Origin of the sequence: Brachybacterium sacelli (assembly GCF_017876545.1) — a bacterium.
Taxonomy (GTDB): Bacteria; Actinomycetota; Actinomycetes; order Actinomycetales; family Dermabacteraceae; genus Brachybacterium; species Brachybacterium sacelli.
On record NZ_JAGIOD010000001.1, the window covers coordinates 720,664 to 734,119 of the forward strand.

The following is a 13,456-nucleotide window of genomic DNA, read 5'->3' on the forward strand; positions in this document are numbered from 1 at the left end:
AACGGTTCCGGTTCCGCGGTACCCCTCTCAGTACACCGACACACCGAAGGACACCCCATGGAATCCCTGAAGATCCTCCTCACAATCCTGGTCGGCTTCGTGCGCGATCACGCCCAGCGAGCCCGGCAGTCCGCGACCGTCGGCGCCAGCACCGTCGAGTACATCCTCATCGCCCTCGGCGGGATCCTGATCGCCGGGATCGTCGTCGTGGCTGTGAAGACCTGGGTCACGACCAAGACCGGCGAACTGGGCTGAGCCCACCCCGGCCGACGACCACTGCAGGAGGAACCTCGATGAGCGCTGTGCGTCGCTTCGAGCGCGGCCAGACCAGCGAGGCCGTCCTCATCTTCCCGCTGGTCCTGGGGCTGGTGTTCGTGGTCATCCAGGTGGGGATCTGGGCGTACGCCCGAAACGTCGCGGTGCACTCGGCCCGGGAGGGTGCGACGGCGGCCGCCGCGCACCAGTCCACGCAACCGGCGGACGCCGCCACGCGCACCTCGCTGGAGGAGAACGCCGACGGCGTCCTGCGCGAGTACTCGGTGAGCTCCACCCGCAGCGCCGACGCGGTCACCGTCACGGTCCGCGGCAGCGCCCTGTCCCTGGTCCCGCTGGTCGAGCTGCCGCCCATCGAGCAGTCCATCACCGTCCCGGTGGAGCAGTACGTCCCCTGACCGGGCAGAACGCACCCCGCATGCACGAGAACGACGAGGAGAGAGGAGGGCGACGGCCATGACCCGTCGAGCGCTCGAACGCGGTGCCGCGAGCACCGAGGCCGTGGTCCTCGCGCCCACCCTGCTCCTGCTGGTGGCGCTGGTCGCAGCCGTCGGCAGCGTCGCTCTCGGGGAGCAGAACGTCACCACCACCGCGCATTCCGCCGCCCGCGCCGCCTCGCTCGCCACCAGCCGACAGGACGCCGTGGACCGGGTCGAGGACTCCTTCACCTGGCAACTCGCGCAACAGGGGAAGTCGTGCACGGATCTCTCGGTGAACGTCGACGCGAGCGCCTTCTCCACCCCGCCCGGGGAGGTCGCCGTGGTGCACAGCACCATCAGCTGCACCGTCCCCTACGCACAGCTGATGCCGATCCCCGGGCTGCCCGGCACCCGCACGGTGACGGTGGAGAGCACCAGTCCCCTGGACACCTTCCGGGAGCGGTCATGACGAGAGTCCGCAGGCAGCTCGAGCGCGGCGAGGTCTCCGAGATGGTGGTGGTGGTCTTCCTCGCCCTGGTCCTCGTCATCGGCCTCGTCGTCGACGGCGGAGCCAAGATGACCGCCTCCAGCGAGGCCTCCTCGCTCGCCCAGCAGGCCGCCCGCGCGGGCGCCCAGCCGCTGGACGCCCTGCCCACCGAGGGCGGCACCGCGCAGCTGTCGGCCGACGGGTCTGCGGCCGCCGCCGAGGAGTATCTTGCCGGTGCCGGCGCCTCGGGGTCGGTGCGGGTGGTCGACGAAACCACCGTCGAGGTCACCGTGACCCGCACTGCGGACACCGTCTTCCTCGGCCTCATCGGCATCACCACGGTCTCCGCCACGCGCACCGCGAGCGTGGACCTCATCCACGGGCAGGCGGAGGTGACCCCGTGACCCGCACACTGCGGGCGGCAACCGCCCTCCTCGTCCTGATCGCCCTGCTGGCAGGGATCCCGGCCGGTCTGCTGGTCTTCTACGGCAACCCGATCCCGTCGGCGCTGCCCTCGGGACAGAACGTCCTGACCCTCCTGACGAGCCGGGACACCGTCGGGTTCCTGCTGTTCGTCCTGGTCTGGATCGGCTGGTTCGCCTGGGCGACGTTCGCGCTGTCCGTCATCCTCGAGCTCGCTGCACGAGCCCGGCATGTCCGTCCGCCGCAGCTCCGCGGCCTGGGCGCCCAGCAGGGGGCGGCCGCGCTGCTGATCACCGCGATCGCCGGCGGGGTCGGGGCGCCCGCGGCCCTGGCGGAGACGGCCCCTGTCGAGCCCTCCGGGCAGTCGGAGAACACCGCCCCGTCCGTGCCCGCCCCGAGCAGCAGCGGGGTCGAGGAGGCGGCGGCCGAGGCCACCTCGACCCCGCACGGCGAACCCGATCTCGTCATCACCGTCCAGCCCGGCGACACCGCCTGGGACCTGGCCGAGGAGCACCTCGGCGACGGACACCGGTGGCGGGAGATCGTCTCCGCGAACGACGGCCGCCTCCAGCCCGACGGCCACTCGCTGCGGGCGGGCCAGGACCCGATCCTGGAGCCGGGCTGGACCCTGACGATCCCCGGAGTGCCCGCGACCACCGCCGGCGGCGACGCGGGTGGGGAACAGCCCTATGAGACGGTCTCCGTCCAGCCCGGGGACACGCTGTCCTCGCTCGCCGCCGCGCACCTCGGCGATGCGGACCGCTGGCCGGAGATCCTCGACGCCTCCCGGGGCCTCGAGCAGCCAGACAGCGCCGCCCTCCTCGACGCCGACGAGATCCGCGCCGGATGGATGCTGCGCGTGCCCGTCCCGGCCGCCCCGGGCTCCGCTGGTGTCTCCGAGCAGGCACGGAGCACCCCCGGCACCACCACGCAGGATCCGACGGACGCCCTGCGCGCGGACGTCGCCCGCGCCTCGCTCGCCGCAGCGGCCGAGGAGCAGAAGGCGGCCGCGACGGCCGGGACCCGAGCGGAGGCCGCCGCGCTCGAGGCCGACGCCGCATGGGCCGCGGTGGCGGAAGCGAAGGCCACCGGGAATCCGGAGGGCGCCTCCCTGGTCGGGGCCGCCCAGGCCGCCCAGGCGGAGGCCGACGTGCTCGCCGAGCGCGCCGCCCAGGCCCGAGCCGAGGCCGGGGAGGCCCCGGATCACGGTACGGCCGCCGCGGCCACGAACACGGACACGGACACGGACACGGACACGGACACGGACACGGACACGGACACGGAGGAGCCTGCATCCGGCGCTGCCCGGGCTTCCGGCGCCTCGCGCACCTCCTTCTTCGCCGCGCCGACAGTGGATGCTGCCGCCGTGCCGTGGGCGGGTGTCGGCTCAGTCCTCGCGGCGAGCGTCCTCAGTTCTCTGCTCACCAGGCGCCACGACGTCCAGCGCACCCGTCGCGCGGGAGAGCGGGTCGCCGGTGGGCCCGCGGTCGATCTCGACCAGGTCCACCTGGCCCGGCGCGAGGACCCCGCCGCCCTCGAGCTCGTCGATCGCTCGTTGCGCACTCTGGCGGCCCTCTGCCTCCGCGAGGGCACCGCGATCCCGGACCTCCGCCTGATCCTGCTCGGGGAGACGCACCTCGAGCTGCGCACGGCCGGGTCCCAGCAGCTGCCTGCACCGTTCGAGGCGACCGAGGATCCGGAGCGCTGGCTGCTGGCCCGCACCGCTGAGCTCGCCGACGACGCCTCGGTCGGGGAGGTCATCGCCCCGTACCCGGCGCTGGTCCCGCTCGGAACCACTGCCGAGGGCAGCGAGGTACTGGTCGACCTCGAGCATCTCGCCGCTGTCGGCCTCGACGCGGACGCAGCGAGCGCGCGAGCGGTGCTGCGGGCATTGGCGGTCTTCCTCGCCACCTCTCCCTGGGCCGACGACCTCTCGATCACCACGGTCGGCGTCGGCCCCGAGCTCGAGGCCGCCCTGGACTCCGGGCGGATCACGAGCCGCACGAGCGTCCACGAGGCGCTCAAGGAGCTCGAGGCCGGCCGTGCCGCCGAGCAGACTGCCCTGGCAGACCAGGGGCAGGACTCCGCCCAGCATGCCAGGCGCTCCGGGGACGCCGGCGATCTCTGGGCTCCGCAGATCCTGCTCCTGGGCACCGACATGAGTCCGTCCGAACAGGCACGGCTGCGCGAGGTTCTCGAGGCGCGCCCGCGGCTCGGCCTCGCAGTCGTCGCGGCCGGGCAGCAGGACCTCCAGAGCGATGGTCTGCTCACGGTCGAATCGCTGGAGACTGCCCACCTCGACCCGTTCGGCCTGGACTTCGCCCCGCAGCTGCTGACCTCGGCCGACTTCGGTCGCCTCCTGCGAGCCTTCTCCGCCGCCGGAACCCCCGAAGTGGTCGAGCCCGAGAAGGAACCCGCCGGGGCAGTGCTGCGGCCCCTATCGGTCCTCCCGGAGCCGACGGGCACCCTGCTCACAGCGGACCTGCGCGACCGCACGCCGGAGCTGCCGGATTCCACGCCCTTCCTCCGTGTGCTGGGCCCGCTCGAGGTGCTCGGTGCCACCGGGCCGCTGGAGGAGAAGCGCCTCGCCGAGCTGACCGAGACCGTCGCCTACATCCACCTGCACCCCGGGATGCCCGACGCCGACTTCCGCGCCGACCTCTGGCCCGGCAAGCGCATCGCCGACAGCACCCGTCACCAGCGCATCTCACGGCTGCGCACCTGGCTGGGCGCCCGGGAGAACGGTGAGCCGTACCTGCCGCGCGCGCGAGGCGCCGACGGCTCCTACGCCTTCAGCGAGCACCTCAGCTCCGACTGGGCGCTGGTCCAGGAGGTCGCCCGCGATCATCGCGCCGCCTCCGACGACGAGCTTGCCGAGGCGCTGAAACTGGTGCGGAGCCGCCCCTTCGAGGATGCCGGTCGCTCCCGGTATCGCTGGGCGATCCCTCTCCAGTACCGCATGACCGATACCATCCTCGATCTCGCCCACGAGCTCGCCCAGCGGGCGTTCGAGGCCGGAGACACGGAGACCGTGCTGTGGGCGACCGAGCGCGGCCTGCGCGTCGAGCCGCTCCACGAGCAGCTCTGGCGCGATCGCCTCCGCGCAGCCTCCTGCGACCAGGGCCTCCATCGCCGCATCACCCACCAGCTGGAAGCCCTGATCGAAGAAGTCGACGACGGCTACGATCTTCTGCCCGAGACCGAATCCCTGATGTCCACCACCCCCGCGTCCCACCGGATCGCACTCTGAGGAGCCCCATGCGCACCCGCCACCGAGCACTCACCGCCCTCGCGATGGCCAGCCTCGTCGCCCTCCCGCTCGCCGCCTGCAGCGACGGGTCCGAGGAGAACCCCACCGAGGCCGCCACGCAGGAAGCACCGCCATCCCAGGACCCTGCTGACGCGACGCCGCAAGAGCGGGTCGAAGCGTACTTCGACGCGTTCGACGCGGCAGCAGCGGAAGGCTGGAAGGACTCAAACTATGCCGACGAGTACCTTGCGCCCGAACTCGCGGAAACGCAGAAAGCTGACGACGCCAAGCGGGCTGACTCCCAAGCAATCATCACCGGTGAGCGGAAACTTTCCGACTGGACCTCTGTCAACGACTCAGGGAACACCGTCATCATCGAGTTCTGCAATGACCCCAGCGCGCAAGAAGCTTCAGTTGGCGGCGAACCCGCCAGAATTCCAAACAACAATGAAAGCGTAGCGACTTTTACACTCTCCAGGGATTCAGAGTCAGACCCGTGGATGATCGCTCTGAAAGAGTATAAGTACGAGGGGACCGCATGCGCCGAACACTTCACAGACTGACTGTCTGCGTATGCGCAGCAATAACCTTGAGCCTTCTAGCGGCCACGAGCTACTCCGACGATAGCAGCGACGAACCTCCGCCCGCGACCCCTTTTGTGCTCAACGAGAACGAAAACGGCGGGGATGCCAACCCGACCGTCGAAGCGAAAGACCCCCCAAGCAGCAGCGACGAAGAAGGCGCCGACGACGACAGCGGCGATAGCAGCGGCGGGAAAGGAAGCGCCGCATCCCCCGAAGGGAGCGATGGGCTTCCAGCCAGTAAGACCGCGCAGCCTGCCCTTTCCGCAAAAGAAGGGGATCGTAGTAGCGTCCACGAATACGATACAGTCAATTTGGACTCGATAGCGGTGAAAGGCTTCGACGACTCCTGGACGTTTATCGCCGAGCAAGCAGATCTCAAGGAGACGAGGGATAACTGCATTTTTTTGCAGCTCAACCTCCGACAGAATTGCATGTACTTCCCTCCGACCGGAGAGGATGCCTCAGAAGCGACAGAGGATCCTAATACCTCTGCGGGAACAGGCACCCCAGTCTCTCCCGCTGCGGTGGCACAAACAGCAGTTTCCAAGATGCATCTCCGGGCCCCACGGGTCGAATCAACTCCGAATGATTCGGACACTCTCGGGGCGGTCGGCCTTCCGGTGTGGCTGTGGGTTGCAAACCCTGGGCCGACGACCACAGGCCCGAACTCCACCAGCGCCACAGCCGGCGACGTCACCGTGACCGCGACCGCGAAGTTCTCCGGGATGAGCATCGACATGGGCGATGGCACCACGATCGAATGCACCGGACCCGGCACCGAGTACCCCGGCACCGGTATCGAGGAATCCCCCGACTGCGGACACGTCTACGAACAGATGAGCGACGACCAGCCCAACGGGCTCTACACCCTCAACATCACCGCCCACTGGACCGTCGACTGGGCATCCAACACCGGCGAAGACGGCCAGATCCCCCTCGACCTCACCACCGACAAACAACTCCGAATCGGCTCCTACCAAAGCGTCGTCACCGACGTCTCCTGAACTCCACACTAGCGCCAGCCAAAATGCCACTCACCCCTGATGCCCACCGCCCCTGCGCCCCACCGGATCGCACTCTGAGGAGCCCCATGCGCACCCGCCACCGAGCACTTTCCGCCCTCGCCATGGCCAGCCTCGTCGCTCTCCTCCTCGCCGCCTGCAGCGCCGGGGATGAGGAGAACCCCACCGAAGCCGCCACCCAGGAAGCACCGCCGTCCCAGGACCCTGCAGACGCGACGCCGCAAGAGCGGGTCGAGGCGTACCTCGACTCCTTTGACGCGGCAGCAGCACACGGTTGGCCCGACACCAGCTATAACGCCGAGTACCTCTCGCCTGAACTGGCGAAAAAACCCGACGCAGACGACGCAAAGAACAAGGACAGCGGCGTCACGTTTGAGGGCAAAAGAGGGCTGTCACAGTGGACTACCGTCAAGGAAGCCGACACGAGCACTGTGGTCGAGTTCTGCCAGGACACCTCGAAGCAACGCGTTATACAGGGCGGAAAGGATGTAGGCGAGACGGAAGCAGCTGACGTCGGAAAATTTGCCCTCACGCGGAGCTCACCCACCGAAGCCTGGTACATCTCGGAAATGGAGTTCTATCCGGAGGGCACAACGTGCGCGGATCACTTCGCCCAGCCCGAGGACTAACAGTCCAAATAGCTACGCTTGCGCTGCTGATCGCAACAGCGCCCACAGCGCTTGCCGAATACAAAGGCTGGACGACTGCCGGCGGAGACGGACGTTCATCGACGAGCCAGACCGGGGCGTCATCTCAAGGCAAGAGCGATAACGGTGGCAGAGCTGACAAAAGCAGTGAATCCAATCATGGGGAACTTATGCGACACCTTCGAGCCGAACAGGCTGAGACGTGTGCCGACGTTGATTACGAGGGCGGGGACGAGGTGTCAATTGATTCCCGTTGCACTCCGGGGAGTTACATCATCGAGACCGTCGAGGACGCTGATCCCGCTGGCGATGACCAGGAGGACGTCGAGGCTTCCCGCAGCCAAGCCATTGAGACGGCAGTGTCCCGAATGACCCTCCAGGCTCCGGAGATCAGTTCCACGCCCAACGGGCCAGAGACGCTCGGCGCTGTGGGACTGCCTGTCTGGTTCTGGGTCTACGATCCGAGCGAGTCGACCACCGGACCTACTACCACCAGCGCTACCGCTGGCTCCGTGACGGTGACGGCGGCGGGGGCGTTCTCCGGGATGACGATCGCCACGGGCGACGGCACGACTGTCGAATGCAACGGCCCCGGGACCGAGTATCCCGGCACAGGAGTCTACGAATCCCCCGACTGTGGTCACACGTACGAGCAGATGAGTGACCACCAACCCGCAGGGCTCTTCGACGTCGAGATCACGGCGCACTGGAGTATCACCTGGGAGGCGACAACCGGTGAGAGCGGCACAATCTCAGTGGACCTACCGACCTCCAAGCAGTTGCGCATCGGGCAGTACGAATCCGTTGTGACCGGTGTTTCGTGACCCCGCACTGTGTCAGGACATTGTCCGTGTCTCAGCGCCAGGAATCATTGTCGGGCCCCACGGGGCGTACCCCTAGCGATCACTCCTCCGCGTGCCCCTGGAGTCGGTGCTGATGTTTCTCTTCACGCCCGCACTCTGGCCCGCCCTGCTGGCATTCCTCGCTCTCGCCACCCCATTGGCGATCAAAGACGCACGCGAGTTCCGCCTTCCACTGCCCCTGAATCTCGGCCTCCTGGGCTCCGCTCTCGTGTTGCTTCCCATCGCCTCGATCTGGACCGGCGCTGGACCGCTGCTCACCGCCGCGATCACTGGCGGCGTCGTGACTGTGCTGCTGCTGGGGCTGTTCATCCTCGCTCGCGGCGGGCTCGGGTTCGGCGACGTCATCCTCGGAACAGGTCTTGGCCTCTACGGAGGCTTCGTCTCACCCCTCGCCCTCCTCGCCGGCCTGTGGATCGGATGCCTCGGAACTCTGATCTGGGCAGTGCTGCGCAAGCGACGGGGAGTGCGCGGGTCCGTCCCCTTCGGCCCCGGATTGATCCTCGGGACGGCACTGGTGCTCGTGGTCCCCGTCCCCGGCCTCACCTGATCTATGTCCCACGCCGTGTCGCCTGAAGGCTCGGCCGTCACGTCCACGACTGCACCGCTTAACGACCCGAGGAGCCCATGCGCACCCGACACCGAGCAATGACAGCCCTCGCGATGGCAAGCCTCGTCGCCCTCCCTCTCACGGCCTGTGGCAACGAGACCGGAGGAGGCCCTTCCGAGGCCGTGACACACGATCCATCAACGTCCCAGGATCCGGCCGACGCGGCGCCGCAGGAGCGGATTCAGGGGTATTTCGACGCGTTCGACACCGCTGCAGCCGAGGGCTGGCTGGAGACGAGTTACAACACCGAGTACCTCACCCCGGAACTGGCCGAGCAAGCAGACACCGTCGATGCCCAGAACCGCGACAGCGGGGCGACTTTCGAAGGGGAGCGAGAGCTCTCCGAGTGGACCGTGCGCGAACAGGACGAAGCGACAGTCGTGGTCGAGTTCTGTCAGGACACCTCGAACCAACGGGTGATGCGAGACGGCCATGATCAAGGAGAGGCCGAAGGTCGAGACGTTGGCCGGTTCACGCTGACTCGCGACTCGACTGACGAACCATGGCTCATCGCGGCAAAGGAATTCCATCCAGAAGGAACGACATGCGCTGATCACTTCGGCGACTGAGCGTCGAGGCCCTTCCGAGCTTCACACTCTCCCGCTGGCCTGCCCCTGCACAGCGGCGACAGCCGATTCGGGGCGCAGGTCCAGGCGGCGCAGCAGCTGGGCGTTGAGGGCGACGACGACGGTGGAGGCGGACATGAGGATCGCGCCGACGGACATCGGCAGGACGAACCCGATCGGGGCGAGGATCCCGGCGGCGAGCGGCACGGACAGCAGGTTGTAGCCGGCAGCCCACCACAGGTTCTGCTTCATCTTGCGATACGCGGCGCGCGAGAGCTCGAGGACCGACAGCACCGAGCGCGGGTCGGAGCTGGCCAGCACCACACCGGCCGAGGCGATCGCGACGTCGGTGCCCGCACCGATCGCGATGCCGACGTCGGCCTGGGCCAAGGCGGGGGCGTCGTTGACGCCGTCGCCGACCATCGCGACCTTCGAGCCCTCCTGTTGGAGCTGCGCGACCTTGGCGGACTTGTCCTCCGGACGCACCTCCGCGAAGACGCGGTCGATCCCCAACTCCTCGCCGACGCTGTGAGCCACTGCCTCGGCGTCTCCGGTGATCATCACGACCTCGACCCCGAGCGCATGCAGCGCCTCGACGGTCTCGCGGGACTCGGGGCGGACCTCGTCGGTCAGTTTCAGGGCGCCGATCACCTCGCCGTCGCGCAGCACGTGCAGGATGATCGCTCCCTCCTGTCGCCAGGTGGCGGCGTCAGCATGCTCTGCCCGGCCGGTCTCCTCGAGCAGCCGGGGGCCGCCGACCCGGATGTCGCGGCCGTCCACTCGCGCACTGACGCCGAGGGCCGGGGTGGAGGAGGCGTCCGAGGCGGCAGGAACAGCCACCCCGTCAGCCTGTGCCTTCTCGACGATGGCGCGGGCCAGGGGGTGCTCGCTCTCGGACTCGGCCGCGGCGGCCAGGGCGAGGACCTGCTGGGGGTTCCCGGCCGCGATCTCGGCGAGGGCGGGCCGTCCCTTGGTCAGGGTGCCGGTCTTGTCGAACAGGACGGCGTCGACGGTGCGCATCGCCTCCAGCGCCAGGCGGTCCTTCACCAGGACGCCGCCGCGGGCGGCTCGCTCCGTGGCGATCGAGACCACCAGCGGGATCGCGAGGCCCAGGGCGTGGGGGCAGGCGATGACCAGCACGGTCACGCTGCGCACCACGGCTTCGTCCGGAAGGCCGATCAGGGACCAGATGAGCGCGGTGAGCACCGCGGCGCCGAGGGCGAACCAGAACAGCCAGGCCGCGGCCCGGTCCGCGATCCGCTGCGCGCGGGACGAGGAGTTCTGCGCCTCGCTGACCAGGCGCTGGATACCGGCCAGGGCGGTGTCCTCGCCGATGGCGGTGACCTCGAGGCGCAGGCTCGAATCGGTGGCGACGGTACCGGCCACGACCTGGTCGCCGACGCCGCGGGGGATGGGGCGGGACTCGCCGGTGACCATGGATTCGTCGACGTCGGCGCGGCCCTCGAGGATCGTGCCGTCGGCCGGGACGCTCGACCCGGGCCTGACCAGCACCCGGTCACCTTGCTGCAGCTGCGCGGGGGCGACGGTGACGAGCTGATCGCCCTCGATCCGTTCGGCCTCATCGGGCAGCAGCGCGGCCAGGGAGTCCAGCGCGGAAGTGGTCTGGGCCAGGGAGCGCATCTCGATCCAGTGCCCCAACAGCATGATCACGATCAGCAGTGCGAGCTCCCACCAGAACTCCAGCTGATGATCCAGGAGGCCGACGGTCGCGCCCCACGAGGCGAGGAAGGCGACCGTGATCGCCAGGCCGATCAGCAGCATCATCCCCGGCCGGCGGGAGCGGATCTCCGCGATGCCGCCGGTGAGGAACGGCCGACCGCCCCAGACGTACATCACTGTGCCGAGTAACGGCGCGATCCACCCCGCCCCCGGGAACTCGGGGACGGTATAGCCCAGCAGCATCGCGAACATCGGCGAGAACGCCACCACGGGCACCGCGATCAGCAGGTTGATCCAGAACAGCCGCCGGAACTGCGCGACGTGGTCGCCGTGCCCGGCATGCCCGCCGTGACCCGCATGCTCGCCGTGGCCGGCAGGACCGCCATGACCCTCCTGACCGGCATGCCCGTCATGGTCGTCGTGCCCGGCATGGCCGTCCCGACCCTCCTGCCCGCCGTGCCCGGCAAGGCCCTCGTGCTCGTCCCGTGCCTCGTTCCCGGGGTGCGCCTCATCAGCCCCATGCCCGTCGTCACGCCGGCCATCGGGGGGAGGGGACATGCGATCGGAAGCCATGCCCGCACGCTATACCCCCTAGGGGTATGTGTCCAGGGGTGGCGACCCTCCGGGGGCGACGCCCCTCCGGCGACCCCGACGACGCCATCACCCGCCTTACTTTCATCGCTTCCCAGCGATATGATCGCCCCATGACGATCACAGAGATCACGAGCGAGCCCCGGTTCGAGATCAGCGACGCACAGGCAGCGCTGTTCCACGCCCTGGCCGAGCCCACGCGCCTGGCGCTCCTCCAGCACCTCTCCACGGGTGAGCATCGGGTGCGTGACCTCGTCGATCACATGCATCTCGCGCAGTCCACGGTGAGCAAGCACCTGGCGTGCCTGCGCGACTGCGGCCTGGTCACCGTGCGCAGCGAGGGTCGGGCGTCGTGGTTCGCCCTGACGGACCTGGTCCACCTCACCGGCGTGCTCTCCTCGGCCGACGCACTGCTCGACGCCGCCGGCGCCTCGCTGTCCCTGCGTGATCACCGTGACCACGACGACGGCCTGGGCGGTGGGCTCTGATGGGCGCGGGTCACGACCACTCCCACGGCGCGGACGGCACCGCCCGCACGCGACTGGCGATCGCCTTCGGTATCACCGCACTGATCGTGCTGGCCCAGGCGGTCGGCAGCGTCGTCACCGGCAGCCTCGCGCTGCTGACCGACACCGCACATGCCCTCGTGGACGCCTCGGGACTGCTGGTCGCCCTGCTCGCGGCGACCATGATGCAGCGCCCGGCCAGCAGTGCGCGCACCTGGGGCTTCGCCCGCATCGAGGTGCTCGCGGCGCTGGCCCAGGCCGCGCTGCTGATCGTCGTCGGCACCTACACCGCCGTCGAGGGCATCTCCCGCCTGGCGGACCCGCCAGAGGTCCCCTCCGGGGAGCTGCTGGTGTTCGGCGTGATCGGCCTGCTGGCCAACGTCATCGCGATCAGCGTGCTGGTCGGCGGCAGGAATGCGAGCCTGAACCTGCGCGCCGCCTTCCTCGAGGTCCTCAACGACGCCCTCGGCTCGCTCGGCGTGATCATCGCCGCGATCGTCATCCAGGTCACGGGCTTCCTCCAGGCCGATGCCCTGGCCGGGCTGTTCATCGCGGCGCTGATCGTCCCCCGCGCCGTCCGCATCCTGCGCGAGACGCTGCGCATCCTGATGGAATACACCCCGAAGGGTGTCGACCTCGACGAGGTCCGCGACCACCTGCTCTCCCTCGAGCACGTCCAGGACGTGCACGATCTGCACGCCTCCGCGATCGGCTCCGGTCTACCGATCATCTCGGCATACGTGGTGGTCGGCGAGGAATGCTTCGAATCGGCGCACGCCCTGCGCATCCTCGAGGAGGTCCAGACCTGCGTGGGGACGCACTTCCCGGTGGCCTTCGAGCACGCCACCATCCAGCTCGAGAGCCCCGGCATCCACCAGCAGGAGTCCGCACGCAACCTGCACGCGTAGTCCTCGGCCCTGCGGGGCTCCTCCGTGTCAGTGCCGCTGTCTCACCCGCCCAGAGCTCTCCGGGGCGTCGCCGCTGGCCCGGTCGCGAGCGTGTCGGCGGCGACGTCCTTCGTGACGATCGCGCCCGCCCCGACCACGGCCCCCTCCCCGATCGTGACGCCGGGGAGCACAGTCACGCAGGCCCCGAGCCACACGTCGTCCTCGATCGTGATCGCAGAGGCCGTGAGGTGCTCACGGCGCTCCGCCCGCGGCACCGGGTGCCCTGAGCTGATGAGGTTCGTGGCGAAGCCGATCATCACGCGGGCTCCGATCTGGACGCCTCCATAACCTCCGAACGTGCACCCCTGGTTCACGAAGGTGTCCTCACCCAGCTCGATGTTCAGTCCGTAGTCGCTGTAGAAGGGCGGGTAGATCCGCACGGACGGTGGAAGAGGTCGGCCGAAGATCTCGGCGAGCAGGGCCGCGCGCCCGGTCTCGTCCTCGAACGGAAGGACGTTCAGGCGGGAGGTGAGCCCCATGACGTGGTGGATCCGCTCCGCGTACCGGGAGAACTCTTCGGACGGGACGTCGACACGTGTGGTTGTGGCAGCAGGCATGCCATGATCCCATCAGGGCCGTGGACCTGGTATC

At 69.0% G+C, this 13,456-nt stretch carries 15 protein-coding genes; 13 read left to right on the plus strand and 2 right to left on the minus strand.

All coding sequences use genetic code 11. The annotated features are described in order from the left end of the window. Positions 1-57: 57 nt before the first annotated feature. The 11 genes from JOF43_RS03120 (at position 58) to JOF43_RS03170 (ending at position 9,144) form a co-directional block, all read left to right on the plus strand. A complete protein-coding gene (locus tag JOF43_RS03120) occupies positions 58-255 on the plus strand; it encodes a hypothetical protein (RefSeq protein WP_209898956.1) in 198 nt (65 codons plus the stop codon). Positions 256-293: 38 nt separating this feature from the next. Next, positions 294-671 (plus strand): TadE/TadG family type IV pilus assembly protein, encoded by a 378-nt coding sequence (locus JOF43_RS03125; protein ID WP_209898959.1) that lies wholly within the window; start codon positions 294-296, stop codon positions 669-671. Between the two features lie 58 nt (positions 672-729). Next, complete coding sequence (locus tag JOF43_RS03130) at positions 730-1,161, plus strand: pilus assembly protein (protein ID WP_209898962.1); 432 nt, start codon at positions 730-732, stop codon at positions 1,159-1,161. Then, entirely contained in the window at positions 1,158-1,583 is a 426-nt protein-coding gene (locus JOF43_RS03135) for a pilus assembly protein TadG-related protein (RefSeq protein WP_209898965.1), read from the plus strand. The genes JOF43_RS03130 and JOF43_RS03135 overlap by 4 nt, the downstream gene beginning before the upstream one ends. Next, positions 1,580-4,852 (plus strand): LysM peptidoglycan-binding domain-containing protein, encoded by a 3,273-nt coding sequence (locus tag JOF43_RS03140; protein ID WP_209898968.1) that lies wholly within the window; start codon positions 1,580-1,582, stop codon positions 4,850-4,852. Before JOF43_RS03135 ends, JOF43_RS03140 begins: the two co-directional genes overlap by 4 nt. An 8-nt stretch (positions 4,853-4,860) precedes the next feature. Then, positions 4,861-5,415 carry a hypothetical protein gene (locus JOF43_RS03145; protein WP_209898971.1) on the plus strand — a complete coding sequence of 185 codons (555 nt, stop codon included), beginning with the start codon at positions 4,861-4,863 and terminating at the stop codon, positions 5,413-5,415. A 95-nt stretch (positions 5,416-5,510) separates the two neighbouring features. Continuing rightward, entirely contained in the window at positions 5,511-6,440 is a 930-nt protein-coding gene (locus JOF43_RS03150; protein ID WP_209898974.1) for a hypothetical protein, read from the plus strand. Between the two features lie 86 nt (positions 6,441-6,526). Continuing rightward, positions 6,527-7,087 carry a hypothetical protein gene (locus JOF43_RS03155; RefSeq protein ID WP_209898977.1) on the plus strand — a complete coding sequence of 187 codons (561 nt, stop codon included), beginning with the start codon at positions 6,527-6,529 and terminating at the stop codon, positions 7,085-7,087. A gap of 188 nt (positions 7,088-7,275) precedes the next feature. After that, positions 7,276-7,929, plus strand: coding sequence for a hypothetical protein (locus JOF43_RS03160; RefSeq protein WP_209898980.1), 654 nt, complete (start codon positions 7,276-7,278; stop codon positions 7,927-7,929). A gap of 112 nt (positions 7,930-8,041) precedes the next feature. Continuing rightward, positions 8,042-8,515 carry a prepilin peptidase gene (locus JOF43_RS03165; protein WP_209898983.1) on the plus strand — a complete coding sequence of 158 codons (474 nt, stop codon included), beginning with the start codon at positions 8,042-8,044 and terminating at the stop codon, positions 8,513-8,515. 77 nt (positions 8,516-8,592) lie between these two features. Then, a complete protein-coding gene (locus JOF43_RS03170; protein ID WP_209898986.1) occupies positions 8,593-9,144 on the plus strand; it encodes a hypothetical protein in 552 nt (183 codons plus the stop codon). Between the two features lie 21 nt (positions 9,145-9,165). Here JOF43_RS03170 and JOF43_RS03175 read toward each other — a convergent pair whose 3' ends face one another. Then, positions 9,166-11,394, minus strand: a complete 2,229-nt coding sequence (locus JOF43_RS03175; protein WP_245354001.1) for a heavy metal translocating P-type ATPase — start codon at positions 11,392-11,394, stop codon at positions 9,166-9,168. Positions 11,395-11,525: 131 nt separating this feature from the next. On the opposite strand from JOF43_RS03175, the gene JOF43_RS03180 reads away from it, so the two are divergent. Together JOF43_RS03180 and JOF43_RS03185 are read left to right on the plus strand one after the other, a co-directional pair. Beyond that, the gene (locus tag JOF43_RS03180) at positions 11,526-11,900 is read left to right on the plus strand and encodes an ArsR/SmtB family transcription factor (protein WP_209898988.1); all 375 of its coding nucleotides are present in this window, start codon (positions 11,526-11,528) and stop codon (positions 11,898-11,900) included. Further along, positions 11,900-12,826 carry a cation diffusion facilitator family transporter gene (locus tag JOF43_RS03185; RefSeq protein WP_209898991.1) on the plus strand — a complete coding sequence of 309 codons (927 nt, stop codon included), beginning with the start codon at positions 11,900-11,902 and terminating at the stop codon, positions 12,824-12,826. Before JOF43_RS03180 ends, JOF43_RS03185 begins: the two co-directional genes overlap by 1 nt. A 41-nt stretch (positions 12,827-12,867) precedes the next feature. Here the strand turns inward: JOF43_RS03185 and JOF43_RS03190 are convergent, their stop codons facing one another. Beyond that, the gene (locus JOF43_RS03190; protein ID WP_209898994.1) at positions 12,868-13,422 is read right to left on the minus strand and encodes a sugar O-acetyltransferase; all 555 of its coding nucleotides are present in this window, start codon (positions 13,420-13,422) and stop codon (positions 12,868-12,870) included. Positions 13,423-13,456: the final 34 nt, after the last annotated feature.